The organism is Compostibacillus humi (genome assembly GCF_014637175.1).
GTDB classification, from domain to species: Bacteria; Bacillota; Bacilli; order Bacillales; family Amphibacillaceae; genus Oceanobacillus; species Oceanobacillus humi.
Map to the genome: position 1 here is coordinate 1 of NZ_BMEV01000061.1, position 22,232 is coordinate 22,232.

The 22,232-nt window shown below is 47.1% G+C and carries 17 protein-coding genes; 2 read left to right on the forward strand and 15 right to left on the reverse strand.

Features of this window, described 5'->3' with window-relative positions; translation table 11 throughout:
- Nucleotides 1-113 precede the first annotated feature (113 nt).
- From rpoE to IEV18_RS13590, 12 genes are all read right to left on the reverse strand, one after another.
- Nucleotides 114-671, reverse strand: a complete 558-nt coding sequence (rpoE, locus tag IEV18_RS13535) for a DNA-directed RNA polymerase subunit delta (RefSeq protein ID WP_188392923.1) — start codon at nt 669-671, stop codon at nt 114-116.
- 198 nt (nt 672-869) lie between these two features.
- On the reverse strand, nt 870-4,097 hold the full coding sequence (gene icmF / locus IEV18_RS13540; protein ID WP_188392938.1) for a fused isobutyryl-CoA mutase/GTPase IcmF: 3,228 nt from the start codon (nt 4,095-4,097) through the stop codon (nt 870-872).
- A 343-nt stretch (nt 4,098-4,440) separates the two neighbouring features.
- Complete coding sequence (locus IEV18_RS13545) at nt 4,441-4,581, reverse strand: hypothetical protein (RefSeq protein WP_188392924.1); 141 nt, start codon at nt 4,579-4,581, stop codon at nt 4,441-4,443.
- Nucleotides 4,582-4,654: 73 nt separating this feature from the next.
- The gene (locus IEV18_RS13550; protein ID WP_188392925.1) at nt 4,655-5,266 is read right to left on the reverse strand and encodes a TetR/AcrR family transcriptional regulator; all 612 of its coding nucleotides are present in this window, start codon (nt 5,264-5,266) and stop codon (nt 4,655-4,657) included.
- Nucleotides 5,263-6,201, reverse strand: coding sequence for a methylmalonyl Co-A mutase-associated GTPase MeaB (gene meaB, locus IEV18_RS13555; protein ID WP_188392926.1), 939 nt, complete (start codon nt 6,199-6,201; stop codon nt 5,263-5,265). Before meaB ends, IEV18_RS13550 begins: the two co-directional genes overlap by 4 nt.
- Nucleotides 6,202-6,219: 18 nt before the next feature.
- Nucleotides 6,220-7,359: an acyl-CoA dehydrogenase gene (locus tag IEV18_RS13560; protein WP_188392927.1), complete on the reverse strand. Its 1,140-nt coding sequence runs from the start codon at nt 7,357-7,359 to the stop codon at nt 6,220-6,222.
- A gap of 12 nt (nt 7,360-7,371) precedes the next feature.
- A complete protein-coding gene (locus tag IEV18_RS13565) occupies nt 7,372-8,517 on the reverse strand; it encodes an acyl-CoA dehydrogenase (RefSeq protein ID WP_188392928.1) in 1,146 nt (381 codons plus the stop codon).
- Nucleotides 8,518-8,573: 56 nt separating this feature from the next.
- Nucleotides 8,574-9,425 (reverse strand): 3-hydroxybutyryl-CoA dehydrogenase, encoded by an 852-nt coding sequence (locus IEV18_RS13570; protein WP_188392929.1) that lies wholly within the window; start codon nt 9,423-9,425, stop codon nt 8,574-8,576.
- Between the two features lie 13 nt (nt 9,426-9,438).
- Complete coding sequence (locus tag IEV18_RS13575) at nt 9,439-10,626, reverse strand: acetyl-CoA C-acetyltransferase (protein WP_188392930.1); 1,188 nt, start codon at nt 10,624-10,626, stop codon at nt 9,439-9,441.
- An 80-nt stretch (nt 10,627-10,706) separates the two neighbouring features.
- Nucleotides 10,707-12,785 (reverse strand): heterodisulfide reductase-related iron-sulfur binding cluster, encoded by a 2,079-nt coding sequence (locus tag IEV18_RS13580; protein ID WP_188392931.1) that lies wholly within the window; start codon nt 12,783-12,785, stop codon nt 10,707-10,709.
- Between the two features lie 179 nt (nt 12,786-12,964).
- Nucleotides 12,965-14,635: an arginine--tRNA ligase gene (gene argS, locus IEV18_RS13585; RefSeq protein WP_188392932.1), complete on the reverse strand. Its 1,671-nt coding sequence runs from the start codon at nt 14,633-14,635 to the stop codon at nt 12,965-12,967.
- Complete coding sequence (locus IEV18_RS13590; RefSeq protein WP_188392933.1) at nt 14,632-15,066, reverse strand: YwiB family protein; 435 nt, start codon at nt 15,064-15,066, stop codon at nt 14,632-14,634. Before IEV18_RS13590 ends, argS begins: the two co-directional genes overlap by 4 nt.
- 176 nt (nt 15,067-15,242) lie before the next feature.
- On the opposite strand from IEV18_RS13590, the gene IEV18_RS13595 reads away from it, so the two are divergent.
- Nucleotides 15,243-17,267, forward strand: coding sequence for a transglycosylase domain-containing protein (locus tag IEV18_RS13595; RefSeq protein WP_188392934.1), 2,025 nt, complete (start codon nt 15,243-15,245; stop codon nt 17,265-17,267).
- A 1,503-nt stretch (nt 17,268-18,770) separates the two neighbouring features.
- Here IEV18_RS13595 and IEV18_RS13600 read toward each other — a convergent pair.
- From IEV18_RS13600 to IEV18_RS13610, 3 genes are all read right to left on the reverse strand, one after another.
- Complete coding sequence (locus tag IEV18_RS13600; RefSeq protein WP_188392935.1) at nt 18,771-19,280, reverse strand: YwhD family protein; 510 nt, start codon at nt 19,278-19,280, stop codon at nt 18,771-18,773.
- Nucleotides 19,281-19,344: 64 nt separating this feature from the next.
- Nucleotides 19,345-19,842 carry a YwgA family protein gene (locus IEV18_RS13605; protein WP_188392936.1) on the reverse strand — a complete coding sequence of 166 codons (498 nt, stop codon included), beginning with the start codon at nt 19,840-19,842 and terminating at the stop codon, nt 19,345-19,347.
- Nucleotides 19,832-21,148, reverse strand: a complete 1,317-nt coding sequence (locus IEV18_RS13610) for an HD domain-containing protein (protein ID WP_188392939.1) — start codon at nt 21,146-21,148, stop codon at nt 19,832-19,834. The genes IEV18_RS13605 and IEV18_RS13610 overlap by 11 nt, the downstream gene beginning before the upstream one ends.
- 90 nt (nt 21,149-21,238) lie before the next feature.
- Between IEV18_RS13610 and IEV18_RS13615 the strand changes: the two genes are divergently transcribed.
- Nucleotides 21,239-22,093, forward strand: a complete 855-nt coding sequence (locus tag IEV18_RS13615; protein ID WP_188392937.1) for a lipoate--protein ligase family protein — start codon at nt 21,239-21,241, stop codon at nt 22,091-22,093.
- Nucleotides 22,094-22,232 lie beyond the last annotated feature (139 nt).

The window sequence follows — 22,232 nt, forward strand, 5'->3', positions numbered from 1 at the left end:
ATTTTGGATCCATAGAGAGAAAAACAGGCATCCAAAAGTGCTCTTTTGCACCAAATTTTCGGATGCCTGTTTTTGTTTCAAAGTCAAGCTTTATTTTTGGGTAAACTTAAAGCCTATTTTTCTTCTTCCTCGTCGGTAAATTCTTCCTCTTCGTCAAATTCTTCATCAATTTCTTCAAAGTCATCATCGAATTCATCGTCAAATTCATCGTCCAGTTCCTCGTCTTCGATTGGGTCATCCAAGTCGTCATCGAGATCTTCGTCCAGGTCGTCTTCATCCAAGTCCAGATCCTCATCATCTAAAAGATCGTCCTCTAAGAAGTCTTCCTCTTCCACCAGAACCTCGTCATCGTCAAGAATCCGTTTCTTCGCTGCTTTCTTTTTCTTCTTCACGGTGTGGACTTCTTCGTCCGCCTGTTCAACCGGATACCAGCGTTTCAAGCCCCAAATATTGGAACCGAGGGTGGTAAAGCGGCCGTCAATGTTCAAATCGGTATAAAATTGGGCAATCTTGTTTTCTCTTTCTTGTTCAGAAAGCCCCTTCAAATCAGCAATCCGTTGAAACAGTTCTTGAAAATCAAGCGCTTTTTTCTCTTCCTCTAAAATCTTAATAGCCAATTGAATCATAGATAAATTTTCGATTTCTTCTGCGGTCAGTTCTTTTACGCTCACGATAAGCACTCCCTTACATTACCATATCTACTATTGTTACTATACCATTTTTTATGATGAAATAAAGTGAAACTGTTCGTTTGAAATTACATAATAAACATTATAAACAAAAAGCAACGGAATATGCCATTTTTATTTAAAGGAAATTTTTTACGGATGGAGAAACGGATTCAGCGATTATGCTGAATCCGTTTTTTATTACATATTTCTCCGGTATTGGCCGCCGACTTCATATAAAGCTTTTGTAATTTGTCCGAGACTAGCCACTTTGACCGTTTCCATCAATTCGGCAAAAATATTTCCTCCGGAAGCTGCCACTTTTTTCAGCCGGGCTAACGCTTCCTCCGCTTCATCTTTATGCTTCTCCTGGAATGCTTTCAATGCCTGGATTTGATGCTCTTTTTCTTCCTTCGTCGCCCGGGCGAGTTCCATCGAATTGATTTCTTCCTCTGACGGCGGATTCGGGTTCAAGTAAGTGTTTACCCCGATAATTGGCAGTTCTCCGGAATGTTTTTTCTGCTCATAGTACAAAGATTCTTCCTGGATTTTGCCCCGCTGGTATTGTCTTTCCATCGCGCCAAGGACGCCGCCCCGGTCATTGAGCCGCTCAAACTCCTGCAGAACGGCTTCTTCCACAAGATCGGTAAGCTCTTCGATAAGGAAAGACCCTTGCAGCGGATTTTCGTTTTTCGTCCAGCCGAATTCTTTATTGATGATCATTTGGATTGCCATCGCCCGGCGGACCGACTCTTCTGTCGGTGTCGTAATCGCTTCGTCATAGGCGTTCGTATGCAAGGAGTTCGTGTTGTCCTGAATGGCGAGGAGCGCCTGCAGCGTCGTCCGGATATCGTTAAAATCGATTTCCTGGGCGTGCAAGGAACGTCCTGACGTTTGAATATGGTATTTTAATTTTTGGCTCCGTTCATTGGCGCCGTATTTTTCCCGCATGACGATGGCCCAAATTCTCCGTGCTACCCGGCCGATAACCGTATATTCCGGATCGAGGCCGTTGGAGAAGAAAAAGGATAAATTCGGCGCAAAATCATTGATATCCATGCCCCGGCTTAAATAATACTCCACGTAAGTGAAACCGTTGGCTAACGTAAAGGCGAGCTGGGTAATCGGGTTTGCCCCCGCTTCGGCAATATGGTAGCCGGAAATGGAGACGGAATAATAATTGCGGACATTATTTTCGATAAAATATTCCTGAATATCCCCCATCATCCGGAGGGCAAATTCCGTCGAGAAGATACACGTGTTTTGCCCCTGGTCTTCTTTTAAAATATCTGCCTGGACTGTGCCGCGGACGACAGACAACGTTTCCGCCTTAATTTTTTCGTATTCCTCTTCCGTCGGTTTGCGGCCATGCTGTTTTTCAAATTTTTCCACCTGCTGGTCGATGGCCGTATTGAAAAACATTGCCAAAATAATCGGCGCCGGGCCATTGATCGTCATTGAAACCGACGTTTTCGGATCCGTCAGATCAAAGCCTTTGTACAGCTTTTTCATATCTTCAAGGGTACAGACGTTGACGCCGCTTTCGCCGATTTTCCCGTAAATGTCGGGCCGGTATTGCGGGTCTTCCCCGTAAAGGGTTACGGAGTCAAAGGCTGTGGACAGCCGTTTCGCTTCGTCGTTCCGGGATAAATAGTGGAAACGGCGGTTCGTCCGTTCCGGCGTTCCCTCTCCGGCAAACTGCCTTGTCGGGTCTTCCCCTTTCCGCTTGAACGGGAACACACCGGCGGTATACGGGAATGCACCCGGCACGTTTTCCTTCATCATCCAGCGCAGCCGCTCTCCCCAGTCTTTATACTTCGGAAAGGCAACTTTAGGAATCTTTGTGCCGGCAAGGGATTCGGTTTGAATCTCCACTTCGATTTCTTTATTGCGCACTTTGTAGGACAGCTTATCCTGCTTGTATTTTTTCTGTAATTCGTCCCATGATTCCAGTTTTTCTTTTGCTTCCGCATCCAGCTCTTTTTCCAATTGTTCAAACGTTTGTTTTAACGTTTCTGCTGTATTTTCGTCGTCTTCCAGCGTCTTCATTGCCCCGTCCAGCTGATACAGTTTGCTTGCGATTTCGCTCTGTTTTTCCGCCTTTTCGTGATAGTTGCGCACCGTCTCAGCGATTTCCCGCAAATAGTAACGGCGTTCGGCAGGGATAATTAAATTTTGTTTTTCCGCCAGCTTATGCCGGTCAAAATCGACTTGCACGTCCCAGCCGTACCGATCATTGATCGTATCCATCAAGGACGCAAACAAGGCATTTGTTCCCGCATCGTTAAACTGGCTGGCAATCGTCCCGAATACCGGGAATTTTTCCTTATCCTGCTTAAAGAGCATCCGGCTCCGCTCATACTGTTTGCGTACTTGGTTGAGGGCATCTTCGGCACCTTTTTGTTCAAATTTATTTATGACGATAAAATCGGCATAATCGATCATATCGATTTTTTCCAATTGGGTCGGTGCCCCGTACTCGCTCGTCATGACGTACATCGATAAATCCGTCACTTCGGTAATCGCCGCATCTCCCTGGCCAATGCCGCTCGTTTCCACGATGATGAAATCAAAGCCGGACGCCTTGACGACGTCAATGGCATCCTGAATCGCATTGGACAGCTCGCTCCTCGACGACCGGGTAGCGAGGGACCGCATATAAACCCGATTATTGAAAATGGCGTTCATGCGAATCCGATCTCCGAGCAGTGCCCCGCCGGTTTTCCGTTTCGTCGGGTCTATGGAAAGAATGGCAATTTTTTTATCCGGAACTTCGTTTAAGAAACGGCGCACCAATTCATCGGTCAGCGAGCTTTTTCCTGCTCCTCCCGTTCCGGTAATGCCGAGGACAGGAATCTTTTTATTTAGCCGGAGTTTAGCCCGCAACGCTTCCTTCTCTTCCTCCGTGGCAGTGTTCTCCACGTAACTGATCAGACGGGCAATGGCTTTCCGGTCGCCGCCGTGCAAGTTTTCCACATCTTTTTCCAAATCAACCGGCGTCGGAAAGTCGCACCGTTTTAATACTTCGTTGATCATTCCTTGAAGTCCCATTTTCCTTCCGTCTTCCGGAGAAAAGATCCACGATACCCCGTAATCATGAAGCTCTTTAATTTCTTTCGGAATGATGACTCCGCCGCCGCCGCCAAATACGTGAATATGTTCTGCCCCGTATTCTTTCAGGAGGTCAACCATATATTTGAAGTATTCCATATGGCCCCCCTGGTAGGACGAGACGGCAATTCCTTGCGCATCCTCTTGAATGGCAGCCTGCACTACTTCCTCCACAGACCGGTTATGCCCCAGGTGAATAACTTCCGCACCGCTCGCCTGCATAATCCGGCGCATAATATTGATCGATGCATCATGCCCGTCAAACAGACTCGACGCAGTAACAATCCGTACCGGGTGCTTCGGCTTGTAAACCGTCATTTCCAATGTACTCCTCCCCCTCTACGCAAATTTTTTATTCTTTCTCCCAAATTGCAGCGTTCCAGAAATTTTTTCTAACGATGTAGAATCGGATTTCGGCGATTCTTCCTGTAATTCTAACGCGCCCTTGCGTTATTCAGCTTTTCCTCTCGTTTCTAACGTTCGAATGTTTTTTTCAGCGAATCTTCAAATGATTCAGCGTTACTCTCTGTTTTTCTAACGCTCTTCCAAATGATTCAGCGCTTCTCCGCATTTCTAACGTTTCTAAAGAAATTTCTAACGAAGCTTCCCCATTTTTCAGCGGTTTTACTGTTTTTTTATATCGGCATTCAAGCTGGATATATCAGCGAATGCCGCAATATTTCGGCTTTTCTCCAGTTTTAGCGAGCGTTGGAAAAATTTCATCGGCATTTCTTGCAAGTTTATCGGCATTTGGCCAAATTCCAAATTTATCGAGCGATGAAAGTTTTTTATCGGCATTCATTCATTTTTCGGCGCCTTGCCCAAATTTATCAGCACTTTCCATAAATTTATTGGCAATCCACAAAAATATCGAATTAATCGCGAATAATTTTCAGGAAAAACCCCACCTGCTTCTCAATATATTCCTCCAGCGTAAATTGCTTTTGCAATATCCAGCGGCGGAAGGCCCACATATGCCCCTGGACGAAAATATTGTTTGCCAAAAGGGCGGCATCTTCCTCCGACAACTGCTTCGGTCCACAGTTGAGAATGACCTTTTCCAGAAGATAAACCATATCCCGTTCCTTTTGCAGCACGTATTCCCTTGTTTCCTTTTTCAATGATTTTACTTCCTGATATAAAATTAAAATTTCCTCCTGCAAATCATCGACTAAATGAAAATACGATTTAATGACATGAATCAGGTTGTCTTCTGAAGGGTGTTCCAAGTTAAAAAACGGCTCGATTCCTTCCCTTACCTTTTCATAAATGGCGTCAACGGTAAGAAAGAGGATATCTTCCTTCGTGCGAATATATTCATAAAGGGTGCCGATGCTGAAACCGGAGGCTTTCGCAATTTCCCTAGTCGTCGTTTTATGGAATCCCTTTTCTTTAAATAGGGAGATCGCTCCTTTAATCATCTGATCCCGGCGTTTTTTCACCAGTTCCTGATCTTTTACATTCGATACGATTTTATCCTGTGTCATTTCTTGAAAGCCTCCTCCTTCCATTTGGCCAGCCACGTCTTTGCTGTTTCATACGGGTCGGCGTGCAGGTCCAGCGCTTCCAGGCCCTTTTTCTCCTCAATAAACCCTTTCACTTCCCGCCAAATTTCTTCCCGGATTAAGTCGTAAACTTCCAGTTCCAATTGGCTAAACCGTTTCTGATTTCCTTCCTCCGTCGAATACAAATATTCCCGATGTTCCTTCATTTTTTCCCAAAGCTCGTCGATGCCTCTGTTTTCCGTCGTAATCGTTTTGACGATTGCTTTGCGGCGGTTTTCGTCAGCAGTGAGCAGCACGAGTTCCCGCAGCAGCCGGCTCAATTTCACTACTCCGTCCAAATCCGCCTTATTAATGACAAACAAATCGGCAATTTCCATTATCCCCGCTTTAAAAACTTGCAGGACATCGCCGCTATTCGGCGTCAGTACGAGAGCCGTCGTATCGACGATTTTCATAATGTCCAGCTCGGACTGGCCGACGCCGACGGTCTCCACTAACACAACGTCAAAACCGAATGCTTCACAAATTCGGACCGCATCCTTTGTCGCCCGGGCGAGGCCCCCTAAACTGCCCCGGGTAGCCATGCTGCGGATGAAGACACCAGGATCGGTATAATGTTCACTCATCCGCACCCGGTCGCCGAGCAATGCACCCCCGCTGAACGGACTCGTCGGATCAACGGCAATGACAGCGATTGTTTTCCCTTCTTTCCGGACTTGGCTAATAAGCCGGTTAACGAGGGAGCTTTTCCCAGCACCGGGGGAACCGGTAAGTCCGACGGTGAACGCTCTTCGCCCGAGGGAAAAGACATCGCTTAAGAGCGCTAATTTTTCCGGATGGTCATTTTCCACCATCGTAATCGCCCGCGCCAATGCCCGTATATCCTTGTTTTTTATCCGTTCCACGAGTTCGTGCATCTTTTTGACTTCCTTTCGCTATTTTGTCAGCATCCGGCCGATGACAAGCCGCTGAATTTCGTTCGTTCCTTCATAGATTTGTGTAATTTTTGCATCCCGCATGTAGCGCTCCACCGGATAATCTTTCGTGTAGCCGTAACCGCCGAAGACTTGCACTGCTTCCGTCGTGACCCGCATCGCCGTATCCCCGGCAAAGAGCTTGCTCATGGCAGAAGCTTTTCCGTAAGGCAGTCCTTCTGATTCGAGCCATGCTGCCTGGTAAGTCAATAGTCTTGCTGCTTCCACTTCCGTTGCCATATCGGCTAATTTAAAGGAAATTCCTTGATTGGCGGCAATTGGCTTGCCGAATTGCTCCCGTTCCTTCGCATATTGAATAGCCGCATCCAATGCGCCTTGGGCGATTCCGACCGCCTGGGCGGCAATGCCGTTTCGTCCGCCGTCCAAAGTCGTCATCGCAATTTTAAAGCCTTCTCCTTCTTCTCCGAGACGGTTTTCTTCTGGAATCCGGCAATTTTCAAAAATCAGTTCTGTTGTCGGGGAGGAACGGATGCCTAATTTTTTCTCCTTCTTCCCGAAGGAAAAGCCTTCGGTGCCTTTCTCCACGATAAAAGCGGTGATTCCTTTATGGCGCTCATCCGGGTTCGTCTTCGCAAAGACGATATAAATATCGGCCACTCCGCCGTTTGTAATCCATACTTTATTTCCATTTAAAATATAGTCGTCCCCATCTTTTTTCGCAACGGTTTTCATCGAAGCGACATCGCTTCCCGCTCCCGGCTCAGATAATGCATACGCCCCGAGGGCTTCTCCTGTTGCCAGACGATAGAGATAATTTTTCTTCTGCTCTTCGCTGCCGTATTTGTAAATCGGCCAGCTTGCCAAAGATAAATGGGCTGACAGCGTCACCCCGGTAGACGCACAAACCCGGGACAGCTCTTCCACGGCGATGACGTAGCTGACATAGTCGGCGCCAATCCCGCCGTATTCTTCCGGCCACGGGATGCCGGTAAGGCCGAGTTCTCCCATTTTGTCAAAAATCTCCCGGTCAAACCGCTCTTCTTCGTCCCGCTCTGCTGCGGTCGGTTCCACTTCGTTTACCGCAAAATCCCGGACCATTTTCCGGAGCATTTCCTGTTCTTCCGTTAATTGAAAGTTCATCCAATCCCCTCCCTAATTTAAACCTAATAAATGGCGGCTGATGACGATGTGCTGGATTTCATTCGTTCCTTCATAGATTTGCGTCACTTTTGCGTCACGAAATAAACGCTCTACCGGATAATCTTTCGTATAGCCGTATCCGCCATATACTTGCACCGCTTCTGTTGCCGTTTTCATTGCCGTGTTGCTGGCAAACATTTTCGCCATCGACGCTTCCTTCCCGCAGTCTTTCTTTCGTTCTACTAGTGATGCGGCGTGATAGACTAATAGTTTTGCCGCCTCCACTTCCGTTGCCATATCGGCCAGCTTAAAGGAAATCCCTTGGTTGGCGGCGATTGGTTTGCCAAATTGTTCCCGTTCCTTGGCATAGTTTACTGCATGTTCCAATGCGGCTTCGGCAATGCCCAGGCTTTGGGCGCCGATGCCAATCCGGCCGACATTTAAATTGGCCATGGCGATGGCAAACCCTTCCCCTTCTTTCCCGAGCAGCTGTTCTTTTGGCAGCCGGCAGTTTTCAAAGGATAGTTCCACCGTATTGGAACCGTACAGTCCCATTTTTCTTTCTTTTTTGCCGACAATGAACCCTGGCGTATCCTTCTCCACGATAAAGGCGCTGATTCCTTTCGCTCCGCCCTCGCTGTTCGTGCGGGCAAAGGTGATATACGTATCGGCAACACCGCCGTTCGTAATAAATTGCTTCGTGCCGTTTAATACATACGAGTCCCCTTCTCTTTTCGCCGTCGCCCTAATATTTTTCGCGTCCGATCCGGCGTCGGATTCGGTGAGGGCAAAGGCGCCTAAATATTCTCCCGAGGCGAGCTTCGGCACGTATTTTTTCTTCTGTTCCTCCGTCCCAAAATAAAGGATCGGATTCGTACCTACCGACGTATGGACGGATAAAATTCCCCCGATGACGGCACTTGCTTTTGACAGCTCATGGATGGCAATAATGTAGGACGTAAAATCCATGCCGCTTCCGCCATAGTCTTCCGGAACGGGAATGCCCATCAGACCGAGTTCCCCCATTTGGCGGATGACTTCAATGGGAAAACGCTCTTCCCGTTCCATCCTTTCCACTTCCGGCAGCACGACATCGTTCGCAAACTCCCGGACCATTTTCCGCATCATTTCCTGCTCTTCGGTAAATCGCAAGTTCATCCTGTTTTCACCTTCTTGTGTTCTAGCGTCCTCCCATGGATAGAGAGTGCTGCAGATTACTCATAGACGTAAAATCCGCGTCCGGTTTTCTTTCCGAGCCAGCCGGCTTTCACATACTTCCGAAGCAACGGACATGGCCGGTATTTGCTGTCGCCAAATCCTTCGTACAAAATTTCCATAATCGACAAACACGTATCTAAGCCGATAAAATCAGCAAGGGTGAGAGGCCCCATCGGGTGATTCATTCCAAGCTTCATGACCCGGTCTACGTCTTCCGGCGACGCCACCCCTTCATAGACGGTGTAGATTGCTTCGTTGATCATCGGCATGAGAATCCGGTTAGAGACAAATCCAGGGAAATCATTTACTTCCACCGGCGTTTTGTTCAGTTTGTTTGTCATTTCCCGTATCGTTGCATACGTTTCGTCGCTCGTCTGCAGGCCGCGGATAATTTCCACCAGCTTCATGACCGGAACCGGATTCATAAAATGCATGCCAATGACTTGCTCCGGACGTTTCGTTACGGCAGCGATTTCCGTAATCGGCAAAGAGGACGTGTTGGAAGCAAGAATGCCGTGGTCAGGCACGATGTTATCCAGTTCCTGGAAGACTTTCGTTTTCACTTCCATATCCTCGACGACCGCTTCAATAACGACGTCTGCATCACGAGCTTCCTGTAAATCGCTAGTAAGGGCAATTCGCTGTAGCGTCTCCGTCTTCTCCTCTTCCGTCATCCGGCCTTTTTCCACGTTTCGCTGCAGCAGACGATTGATTCGTTCCAATCCTTTCTTTGCCGCTTCTTCCTTTACGTCGTGCATTATTACGTCATAGCCGGCCTGGGCGCAAACTTGGGCAATACCTGACCCCATTTGCCCGGCGCCAATGACCATTACACGTTTTACTTCCATCTTTTCTCCTCCTTTATTTTTTCGGTACCTCTATTAAAACGGCATCTCCTTGACCGCCGCCGCTGCAGATGGCGGCAATGCCGAGTCCTCCGCCCCGGCGTTTTAATTCATACATTAATGTAAGGATAATGCGCGCTCCGCTTGCTCCAATCGGGTGTCCTAACGCAACTGCTCCCCCGTTGACGTTTATCTTTTCTTCGCCAATTCCAGCGATGTTACCGCTTACAAGGGCAACAGCAGCAAACGCTTCATTGATTTCAACGAGGTCAATGTCATCCGTTGTATACCCGGTTTTTTCCAGCAGCTTATTGATAACGAGCCCCGGTGTTTTCGGAAAGTCCTTCGCTTCTACAGCCACTTCCGCATGGCCAACAATTTTTGCCATCGGTGTTTTTCCGAGTTCGGCTGCTTTCTCCTCGGACATGAGTACAAAGGCGGCAGCTCCGTCATTTACTCCCGGCGCATTTCCTGCCGTAATTGTCCCATCCTCATCAAAGGCAGGCTTCAGTTTCGCCAGCTTTTCCAAAGACGTATCTTTCCGCGGCGCCTCATCAGTATCGACAAGGACCGGGTCCCCTTTCCGAACAGGAACTTCTACAGGGACGATTTCCTCCTTGAATTTTCCTTCTTCCATCGCCCGGAGTGCCCGCTCATGACTCCGGAGCGCCCATTTATCTTGAGCCTCCCTCGTTAAGCCAAATTCTTTCGCCGTGCTATTGCCGTACGTTCCCATATGAACGCCGGTAAAACTGCACGTAAGCCCATCATGAATCATGCCGTCGATCATGCGCCCGTCACCCATCCGCTCTCCCCAGCGGGCATGTTGCAAGTAGTACGGCGCATTGCTCATGCTTTCCATCCCGCCGGCAACGATGATATCTTCGTCTCCGAGGCGGATTAATTGGTCTGCCAGCGTGACGCTGCGCAAACCGGAAGCACAAACTTTATTGATCGTTTCCGTTTTTACTTCCCAAGGAATGCCGGCTTCCCGTGCTGCCTGCCGGGAAGGGATTTGCCCCTGTCCGCCTTGAAGTACCGTACCCATAATGACTTCATCTACATCTTTCCCGTCCAAATCTGCCCGGCTTAGTGCTTCCTTGATTGCAATTCCTCCAAGCTTGACAGCTGTTAAGGCCCGCAATGCTCCGCCGAACTTGCCAAACGGGGTTCTCGCACCGGAAACAATAACCGTTTTTCTCATCGAAACTTCCTCCCATTTTCGATTGAACGCTCGCTCAATCTTGTTTTTGAATGAGGGGCTCCCTTGAAAGGAGCCCTAAATTACGCAACCTGCTCCTCTTCGTCTGCAAATACGGAGAGGGCAAGAATTTCTGCGACATCCATGGTGCTAATATCCTCTTCCACTTCTTTCGCCTTCGTTCCGTCGCTAAGCATCGTTAAGCAATACGGACAAGCAGTGGAAATCATCGTCGGATTTACAGCCAACGCCTGCTCGGTCCGGGCGACGTTGATGCGGTTTCCTGTCGTTTCCTCCGCCCACATGAGACCGCCGCCTGCACCGCAACACATGCCGTTCTCCCGGCTGCGATCCATTTCCACCAGTTCCAAGCCAGGAATGGTCCGCAAAATTTCCCGCGGCGGATCGTAGACGCCGTTGTAGCGGCCAAGGTAGCAGGAATCATGATAGGTTAAACGCTGGTTAATCGCTTTTTTCGGCCGGAGTTTTCCGGACTTCACTAAATCATAGAGCAGCTGGGTATGGTGAAGCACTTCCGCTTCAAAGCCAAAATCCGGATACTCGTTCTTAAAGATATTGTATGCATGCGGATCGATCGTAACGATTTTCTTTACCCCGTATTTTTCAAAGTTTTTAATGTTGCGCTCGGCAATTTCCTGGAATAAAAATTCATTCCCGATTCTTCGTGCAGTATCGCCGGAGTTCGTTTCCTGGTTCCCTAAAATCGCAAAGCTGACGCCGGCTTTATTCATTAATTTGGCAAAGGCAAGGGCAATCTTTTGGCTGCGGCTGTCATAGGAGCCCATGGAGCTGACCCAGAATAAATATTCGAAGTCTTTGCCTTCCTTCTTCAGTTCTTTCACCGTCGGGATGTAGACCGTTTCGTCTTCTTCCCGCCATTTGATCCGGTCTTTCTTCGATAATCCCCACGGGTTGCCCTGGCGTTCAATATTCATGACGGCACGCTGGATATCCTGGTCCATCTTCCCTTCCGTCATGACGAGATAGCGGCGCAAGTCAATAATTTTGTCCACGTGTTCGTTCATGACCGGGCATGCGTCTTCACAGTTGCGGCAAGTCGTACAGGCAAAGATTTCTTCTTCCGTAATGACATCGCCGATGAGGCTGGCTTCCTGAACGGTTGCTGCCGCTTCCGTATGCCCGCCGCCAAAGGCGTAGGCAGGGACCCACGGTTGTCTGCCGGTAATGGCAGCCCCTTTTTCCGTCAAATGATCCCGCATTTTTACGATTAAATCCATCGGGGAAAGCATTTTCCCTGTTCCCGCCGCCGGACAGACGTCGGTACAGCGGCCGCATTCCACACAGGCATAAAAATCGATCATCTGGTACTGTTCGAAATCCTCGACTTTTCCGACACCGAAGGAAATCTCTTCTTCGCTTTCTTCGTCAATATCAAAGTCGAGCTTTTTCAGCTTCCCTGGCACTTTTTTGCTTAAATAAACGTTTATTGGCGCAGCAATCAAATGAGCGTGTTTTGACTGCGGAATGTACACAAGGAATACGAGCAATGTGATTGTATGGACCCACCAGGCGATATAAAAGAGCACCATTGCTGCCTCTGGGGAAAGAAACCCAAAAATCGAGGCGATGCCGCTAGCCACCGGTTCCGTCCATGCCGTACCCGTCCCGTGCCAAATTTGCAGCATCCCGTTTCCGATAAGAACGGAAAGCATTAACGTCCCGATAAAAATGAGAACGAGCCCCGCCTTGAAGCCGCGTTTTAAGCGGACTAATTTTTCAATATAACGGCGGTAAAAGGCCCAGACAACGGCGACGAGAATCATTAAAGTGACAAGTTCCTGAAAGAAAACAAACCCGGGATAAAACAGGCCGAATGGCAAATGGTTCCCAGGGGAAAGCCCTTTCACAAACATGTCAATGGCGCCGAATTGGACGAGCAGGAATCCGTAAAACATCATGACATGCATAATTCCAGATTTTTTATCTTTCAGCAGTTTGGATTGGCCAAAGACGATGTTCCAAATCCGCTGCAGACGGAGCTTCACTTCCCCGTCAAATTCGGATTTTTTCCCGAGACGTATATATGCAACCCGTGTTGCCACCACTTTGGCAAACAGGTAGATGGCATATATGGTGACGACGAGAAAAGCAATCCAGTTGATGACTAGAAACGTACCCATCTCTCTTTCCCCCTATTCTCCGATATGTAAAGATCGAATATGCCTATCCTTACTTATCATTATAATATGAATGAGCATTCAGTCAATGCCCGACTGCGAAATTTTTAAAATATTCCATCCTATTTGGATATAAAAATACACTATTCCCTTTCCGTTGTAAAGGGAATAGTGTGACTTTTCTACATTTTTTCCGGTGCAGATACGCCGATGAGTTTTAACCCATTGGCAAGAGCTGTACGTACTGCTTTCATTAAAGCAATTCTCGCTTTCGTTAATTCAGCATTTTCCGGATCCAATACTTTTTCCGCATTGTAGAAGCTGTGTAACAGTGATGCGAGATCAAAGACGTACTGGGTCACCTTATGGGGCAGCTGTTTTTCTGCTGCATCGGCAACTGTTTGCGGGAACTCTCCCAATTTTTTCAAGAGATCTGTTTCTTTTTCTGTCGTGAGCAAGCTCGTGTCGTACTCCCCGCCGGTTTCGATTCCTTTCTGTTTCGCCTGTTCCAGCATCGTGCAAATGCGGGCATGGGCATACTGGACGTAAAAAATCGGGTTTTCGTTGGACTGGGAACGGGCAAGGTCCATATCGAAATCGAGCTGGGAGTCGTTGGAACGGGTGACGAAGAAGTATCGGGTCGCATCGACTCCGACATCTTCCATTAAGTCCCGGAGAAGAACAGCTTTTCCGGTCCGTTTGCTCATGCGCACCTTTTCCCCGCCTTCAAACAGGTTCACCATCTGAATGATTTTTACTTCTAATTTGTCCGCCGGGTAGCCGAGGGCTTGGATGGCCGCCTTCATCCGCGGCACATAGCCATGGTGGTCCGCCCCCCACACATTGATTAGCTGGTCAAATCCCCGGTCGATTTTATCTTTATGGTAGGCGATATCCGGGGTTAAATACGTATAGCTTCCGTCCTGCTTGACGAGCACCCGGTCTTTGTCGTCGCCGAATGCGGTCGATTTAAACCATTTGGCCCCGTCCTTCTCGTAAATATAGTCTCCTTCTTCCAGTACCTTCAGGGCTTCGTCAATTTTTCCGTCCCGATATAAGGAACGTTCCGAGAACCAATTATCGAATTCCACCCGGAATTGTTCCAAGTCCTTCTTAATATTTTCCAGAGAGGACTTCAGGCCGAATTCTTTGAAAAAGGCAATCCGCTCATCCTTCGGCTTGTCCGCCCATTCGGCGCCAAATTCTTCGACTAATTTTTTCGCCATGTCGATAATCGCCTGGCCGTGGTATCCGTCTTCCGGCATCGGAAAGTCTTCACCAAGTTCCTGGAAATAGCGGGCTTCCACCGATAAAGCGAGGTTATCAATCTGGTTTCCTGCATCATTGATATAATATTCCCGCTCTACGTCATAGCCGGCCGCATCCAGGACGTTGCACAATACGTCCCCATAGGCAGCGCCCCGGGCATGTCCTAGGTGCAAGTCTCCCGTCGGGTTTACCGAAACGAATTCCACTTGCACTTTTTTGCCTTTACCGGTATCCGTGCGTCCGTAATTTTCCTTTTGTTCGAGAATAACCGGGATAATTTTCCCGAGGATATTTTTCTTCATGAAAAAGTTTATAAATCCGGGTCCGGCAATTTCCACCTTTTCAATGGCAGCCTTTTCCACGTCGAGCCGTTCGGTAATGTCTTGGGCAATTTGCCGTGGCGCCTTTTTCGCCACCCGGGCAAGCTGCATGGCAATGTTCGAGGCAAAATCACCGTGGGCTTTGTCTTTCGGTTTTTCCAAAAGGATGTCAGGAATTTCTTCCTTTGCGGCAAGACCCGCTTCGATAATTGCTGTTTCGATTTCCTTTTTCAGCTGGTCTTCGATTTGTTCCAATACGTTCATGCTTCTTCCTCCTGTTCCAAAGTCAGCTCCAGGGAATGTTTCCGTTCTGGCTGACCTTGCAGTTTTACTTGATAATCGATGACGAGTTTATGTACTTTGTCGCCTTCGAGATATGCTAATTTTTCCGTATACGTTTCCATCGGAATCACGCCTAAAGGATGCCGATAAATCGTTTCCGTCCATTGCCGGGGAGCGAAGATTTGCTTCATCTCGACTGCTCCGGTCCGTTTCATCGTCACTTGATCGTGTTGAATCGTCACATATGTATGGACCGTTTCCCCTTCCTCCATCTGTTCGTCATAGGTGAGCATCCGTTTATCCTTGCCTTCGATGAGCCGCCCTAAACTTTTCCTTTCGTATGATTCCGCCGTCCCTTGATCGGCGATTTTCATCGAAAGGGTTACTTTTACTTTCGTTTTTATTGGGTTCACGTCTATTCCCCTCTTGCATGTATTCGACCGATACAGTAATTATAGCGATATTCCTCCTCTTTTTCCATATATTTTGACGGCGGGAAGGGAGAGGAAATTTTCGAATCCCCCGTTTATTTATTCCTATCTTTTCCAATAATGTAAGTAGCAAATCATAAACAGCAAGAGGTAGGAACATGAGACGAAAAACATTAGCGAAAATCGTTGCTTTTTTGGGATCGATGGCTTTTTTGTGCGGCATCGGCATTTTCCTCGGGATTTTTTTATTAGGTCCCCCTCCCCTGGCCAATGACCAGGCCACTGCTTTTTACAGTCACGATGGAGAATTCATCGGTGAAGTGAAAGAAAGGGAAAACCATCATTTCATCCCTCTGGAAGATATTTCTCCCTATGTGAAAGAGGCGGCAATCGCCATTGAAGATAAACAATTTTATGACCATCACGGTTTCGATTTCAAACGAATTATCGGGGCAGTCTGGAAAAACATCACGAGCGGCACGTTAAAGGAAGGTGCCAGCACGATTACCCAGCAGCTGGCGCGCAATTTGTATTTATCCCACGAGAAAACGTGGGAGCGGAAATGGAAGGAAGCCTTTTATACCCTCCGCCTGGAAATGTTTTATTCGAAGGAAGAAATTTTGGAAAGCTATCTGAACACGATTTATTTCGGCCACGGCGCCTACGGAATCGAAGCGGCAAGCAGCTATTTCTTCGATAAATCAGCAAGAGACTTAACGCTGGCGGAAGCAGCCATGCTAGCCGGCATCCCTAAAGGGCCGTCCTATTATTGTCCGGTACATAATGAGGAAAAAGCTTACGCCCGGCAGCAGTTAATTTTAAAACAAATGTTTGATCAAGGCCGGATTACGGAAGCAGAATGGGAGAAAGCGTCCCGGGAACATCTCACCTTTGTCCAAAAGGAATTAGAAAACCCGGATTCGGATAAAGGATATTTTTTTGATGAAGTGCTGAAAGAAGCAGCTGAAATTTTAGGGGCAGAACGGGAGCAAATCCGGTTTGGCGGTTACGAAATTTACACGACGATGGATTTGGAAATGCAAGCCAAGCTGGAAGACGCGGTAAAAGGCAAGATGGCAGATACAGAAATGGAAGTGGGAGCCATCGCCATGGAACCGGAAACGGGAGCCATCCGCGCCATGATGGGCGGAAAAAATTATCGGGCTAGCCCGTTTAACCGGGCTACAGCTGCAAAACGGATGCCCGGGTCTACGTTTAAGCCGTTTTTATATTACGCAGCACTGGAACACGGATACACAGCCGCCACGAAGCTGACGAGCAAACCGACCGCCTTTCAGCTGGAAGACGGAAAAGTATATGAGCCGAGCAATTTCAATGACTATTACGCCAACGAGCCGATTACCCTTGCTCAAGCATTGGCGCTATCGGATAACGTATATGCTGTGAAAACGAATATGTTTCTCGGGGCAGAACGGCTCGTGGAAGCTGCGCGGGAATTTGGCATCGAAAGTGATTTGCCTGCCGTTCCTTCCCTTGCCCTTGGCACTGCTTCGGTTTCCGTAGAAGAGATGGTGAACGGATATGCCATGCTTGCCAATGGCGGGTATGGGGTTGAAGGCCATACGATTACGAAGATTATTAGCCCTTCCGGGAAAGTCGTTTTTGAACGGGAGGTGGAGAAGGAGCGCACCCTTGACCCGGTGCCGGCGTTTATTTTGACCGATTTAATGACCGGCATGTTCGACAGGCAGCTGAACGGCTACGCCCCCGTCACCGGTACGACGATTGCGGACCAGTTAACCCGGGTTTACGCAGGAAAATCCGGCACGACCAATTCGGACAGCTGGATGATCGGGTTCAGTCCGAGCCTCGTTGCCGGCGTCTGGACTGGTTACGACGACAACCGGCCGATTACCCGCATCGAAGAACATCGTTTCGCTAAAGAAATTTGGGCGGACTTTATGGAAGAAGCCCATGAAGAGCAGCCGCTGGAACCATTCCATGCCCCGAAAGGAGTGACAGCTATTCCGATTGACCCTGTAAGCGGCCAGCGGGCAACTCCTTATTGCGATAAAAGCCGGGTCATGTATTTTGAAAAAGGGACCGAACCGAAGCAGCACTGTATGGAACATATGCAGGAAAAACCGCGGAAGAATCAAAAAGAAAAAGAAGAGGAAAAAGGGCTCGTCCAGCGATGGTTTGACTTTTTCTTTGGCGGGTAGAAAATCAGCGCTACGTTTTGCTAGAGGATTCAGCGGGAATCAGGAAAATTCAGCGCAAACCGTTATTTTTCTAACGATAAAAATTCAAAATCAGCGTTACGCCCCGATTCTAACGCTTTTGTTGATGAATTCAGCGATAATCCAAAGTTTTCAGCGTTTCCTTCAATTTTTCTAACGGAAAAAATAAAATTTCAGCGCTTCGACCTGATTCTAACGCTTCCCCCAGAGGATTCAGCGGAAATCGGGGAAATTCAGCGCAAAACCGTTATTTTTCTAACGATAAAAATTCAAAATCAGCGTTACGCCCCGATTCTAACGCTTTTGTTGGTGAATTCAGCGATAATCCAAAGTTTTCAGCGTTTCCTTCAATTTTTCTAACGGAAAAAATAAAATTTCAGCGCTTCGACCTGATTCTAACGTTCCCCCCAAAGGATTCAGCGGATATCGGGGAAATTCAGCGCAAACCGTTATTTTTTTAACGATAAAAATTGAAAATCAGCGCTACGCCCCGATTCTAACGCTTTTGTTGATGAATTCAGCGATAATCCAAAGTTTTCAGCGTTTCCTTCAATTTTTCTAACGGAAAAAATATAGATTCAGCGCTTCAACCCGATTCTAACGCATCCTCCAGAGGATTCAGCGGAAATCGGGGAAATTCAGCGGAAACCGTTATTTTTTTAACGATATAAATTCTAAATCAGCGCTACGCCCCGATTCTAACGCTTTTGTTGATGAATTCAGCGATAATCAAAAGTTTTCAGCGTTTCCTTCAATTTTTCTAACGGAAAAAATATAGATTCAGCGCTTCAACCCGATTCTAACGCTTCCCCTAAAGGATTCAGCGGAAATCGGGGAAATTCAGCGCAAAACCGTTATTTTTTTAACGATAAAAATTCTAAATCAGCGCTACGCCCCGATTCTAACGCTTTTGTTGATGAATTCAGCGATAATCCAAAGTTTTCAGCGTTTCCTTCAATTTTTCTAACGGAAAAAATATAGATTCAGCGCTTCAACCCGATTCTAACGCATCCTCCAGAGGATTCAGCGGAAATCGGGGAAATTCAGCGGAAACCGTAATTATTCTAGCAGAATTAATAAAATTTCAGCGCTTCGACCTGATTCTAACGTTCCCCCCAAAGGATTCAGCGGATATCGGAAAAATTCAGCGGAAACCGTAATTATTCTAGCGGAATTAATAAAATTTCAGCGCTTCAACCCGATTCTAACGCTTCCCCTAAAGGATTCAGCGCAAACCGGAAAAATTCAGCGCAAAACCTAATTATTCTAGCGGAATTAATAAAATTTCAGCATTCCATCGTGATGCCGGGAGCAATATTAAAAAGGTTCCGTCCCCCGCAAGGGACAGAACCTTTTTTTGCCGGCAAAACGCCGGCTTTCGGTGTCCTAGTAACTTTTGTCCATGTAATCATATTTTACAAACTAATGAATGAAAGTACAATTAAAAAAGGAATTGTTCATCATTCATTCACAAATCCGACAAAATTATACAGACAGTGCTTTTTTCAGTTCTTCCGTGGAATTATTCCACATTTCCGGATTGAATTCTTCAAGGAAATCCCGGAGCAGTTTTTTTGAATGGTCGTCCATATGGTCGACGACGATTTTCCCTTTTAAAGATTGCTCCATATGTTTTACGTGTTCCGGCATCGATTTATAGGCCCGCTTCGCCTCTTTATCCACCCGGATTTCGCTGCCGGCAACCCCTGCATAGTAAGGCCCGTTTTCATTCCGGTCGACATTTACCCAGACGATCCAGTAAAGCTTTCCGTTTGGCACCGCATCCCGGTCGTTCAGCCATTTCACCCGGCGTTCCACCTTGCTCCGGGCATGCATCGCATCCATATCGACGTAGGCGGTATTTTCATTCGGGTCGACAATAACCGACGACATATTTTCCAGACTGATCGCCCCTGCACCGAAGCCGCCATGGCCGTCCGTCGGATCGTTCTTTATAATCGTAAAAACATTTTTCTTTTTCGCATCTTCCGCCATCTTTCACCCTCCCATTCCTTATCCTTTAACGTATTGTAGCATAAGAAACTTCCCTTTTTTACTGTTATGCTCCCTTTAGCTCCCTGATAAACGCCACTGCTTCTTCCATTTCCTCCTCGGAATAGTTTTGGCTCGGCTTCAGCGCCTGAATTTTTTGAAACACCTCATCCCGGGAAAGATGGTCAAAATAAAGGAGTGTGGCCACCAATTCGAGAAAACGGGAACTTTTTTCCTGAAGTTTCTCCACTTTATCCGAGTAATCCGGCATGTTCAACGAAAACTGGCGAAGGAACTGCTCCCCTTCAGGAGTAATTTGATAATGGTATTGATAATAGCTGCTTTTTTCTTCCTTATTCTCCTGCAAAAACCCTAAATTGCACAATTCTTCGATTCTTAACGTTAACTCTTCAGAATAAGGCCCGTAAAAATGGTAATTATATTTTTCCTCAAAGGGAACATGGCATTGCTGCAAAATATAGATCATTTTCTGCAGTTTCTTTCGCCCCGTCACTTCTTTGGCCATGGAAAAAAACTGCATAATCCGCGCGTGGTTATCTAACATGATTTCCATCTCCCTGAATATTTAAAAGTTCTTTTATCTTTCTTTTTATCGGCAAATCCGTTACCTTTTCGATCAAGTCTTTAGGATAGTACAGTTTATGGTCTGTCCGTTTTTTTCCGGAAATCGATTCGACAATATCCGACTGCCGGGACAACTCTTTTAATTCCCCGTTCGGCATCAGCAAATGAATCGGCAGCCGCTCCCTTTCTTCCCCTGGACGGTAAAAGTCATAAGGCAAGTCGGAAGAGGAATCGATAACCAAATAATAGGAAGGATCGAGCCCGGCTTTTTTAAACAAATCATGGAGCTCCAAATATACATGCATCTCGGTGCCCGGGTTAAACTCAACATATTTAAACAGTCTCCGGTTCATAAACCGTTCGCATAAATCCCGCAGGATAACATCCTTTTCTTCCTGCCACAGCTGAAAATAATAGTGGACAACGGATTCGTCCAGCTTAATATATTCATCTAGCCGCACTTTCCCTTTAAAAAAGGAGAGAAAATGGATCGGTTCCAGCTGAAAGGCATAACCTTGTTCGTACAGTTCTTTAGCCCGGTGGAGGATTTTCGTTAAAATGACCTCCGCACTTCTCGTCACCGGGTGAAAATACACTTGCCAATACATTTGATACCGGCTCATAATGTAATCTTCTACAGCATGCATCCCCGTCGATTTAATGACAACCTGGTCTTCCATCGGGCGCATGACGCGCAAAATCCGCTCCATATCAAACTGGCCGTAGCTCACCCCCGTATAATAGGCGTCCCGAAGCAAATAATCCATCCGGTCCGCATCAATTTGGCTGGAGATGAGGCTGACGACCAATTTATCTTTATACGTTTTTCCGATAACATCCGCCACATCTTGGGAAAATCCCGGCCTCACCCGCTCCAGCACTTCATGCACTTTCGTATCACCGAGTATAATTTGCTGGGTAAAATGTTCGTGGTCTAATTTAAACACTTTTTCGAAGGAATGGGAAAAGGGGCCGTGGCCAAGGTCATGGAGCAATGCCGCACTTAGGCAAAGCAGCCGTTCTTCCTTGTTCCAGTTGGGCTCGTCCGCAAAATTTTCAATAATCCGCCGTACAATTTCGTATACCCCTAAGGAATGGTTAAAACGGCTATGTTCCGCTCCGTGGAAAGTAAGGTTCGTCGTTCCCAGCTGTTTTATCCGCCGCAAACGCTGAAATTCGGGGGTGGCAATCAAGTCCCAAATTAGCCGGTCCTTCACATGGACATAGCGGTGGACCGGATCTTTAAAGACTTTGACCTCCGATAACTGTTCTGTCTCATATGACATATTCTTCATTCCGTTTCTTTTTCTTCATTGTCCTATATTATATAATAAAAAGCGGCAGGAAAAAAGGTAGATTAAGTGAAGGAGCATACTATGAAACATTGGGAACAGGTTATTTCGCAGCAAACCTTTCGCTATTTAGACTGTACGGAGGAAAAAAATATTTTTCAATATCCAAATGATGCCATTGCCTCCTTCGCCATCGATGATGCATTGGCTGCGTCGGTGAGCAACGGCGAATCAGATCCGGTAATGCGGCTTTGGGTCCACCCGAAAACGATAGTTCTCGGCATCCCTGACAGCAAGCTCCCCTTTTTATCTGACGGAGTGGCGTATTTAGATTCCCTTGGCTATGACGTCATTATCCGCAATTCGGGAGGGCTTGCGGTAGCCTTGGATGAAGGAGTGCTCAACTTATCCCTCGTCATTCCCGGGGAGAAGCTTTCCATTTACGACTGTTATGAAGCGATGGTTTCCTTTGTCCAAACTGCATTGAAAGACTTGACCAGTGATATCGAAGCGTACGAAATTGTCGGTTCCTATTGTCCCGGGGACTATGATTTAAGCATTGGCGGGAAAAAATTTGCCGGCATTTCCCAGCGGCGGATTAAAGAAGGAACAGCAGTGCAAATTTATCTTGACGTGGAAGGCAATACAAAGGAAAGAGCGGCAGTCATCCGGGAATTTTACAAGCGGAGCAAGCAAAATAAAGAAACGAAATTCGTCTATCCGGAAGTGCGGCCGGAAGTAATGGCGTCCCTATCCGAACTGCTGCAAATGAATCTTACGGTTTCGGAGATGAAAAAGCGGGTCTTTCAAGCGCTGGCCGATGTTACCGAACAAATTGCCATGACCGGCTTTACTGAATCGGAATGGCAAACCTTTGAAAAGCGGTATGCACAAATGCTGAAAAGGAATGAACCGATTCGCACGATATTAGGGAGATAGCCAATAAAAAAACCACATGAATCAAATTGAACTGCGCCCTGTCAAGTAGACAGTGAAAAAACAAAAAATCTATGCGACAGCCTGGTGCCGATATTCTAACGGTGCTAGGCTGTTTAGTTTCTCTTGGTATCGTTCTTTG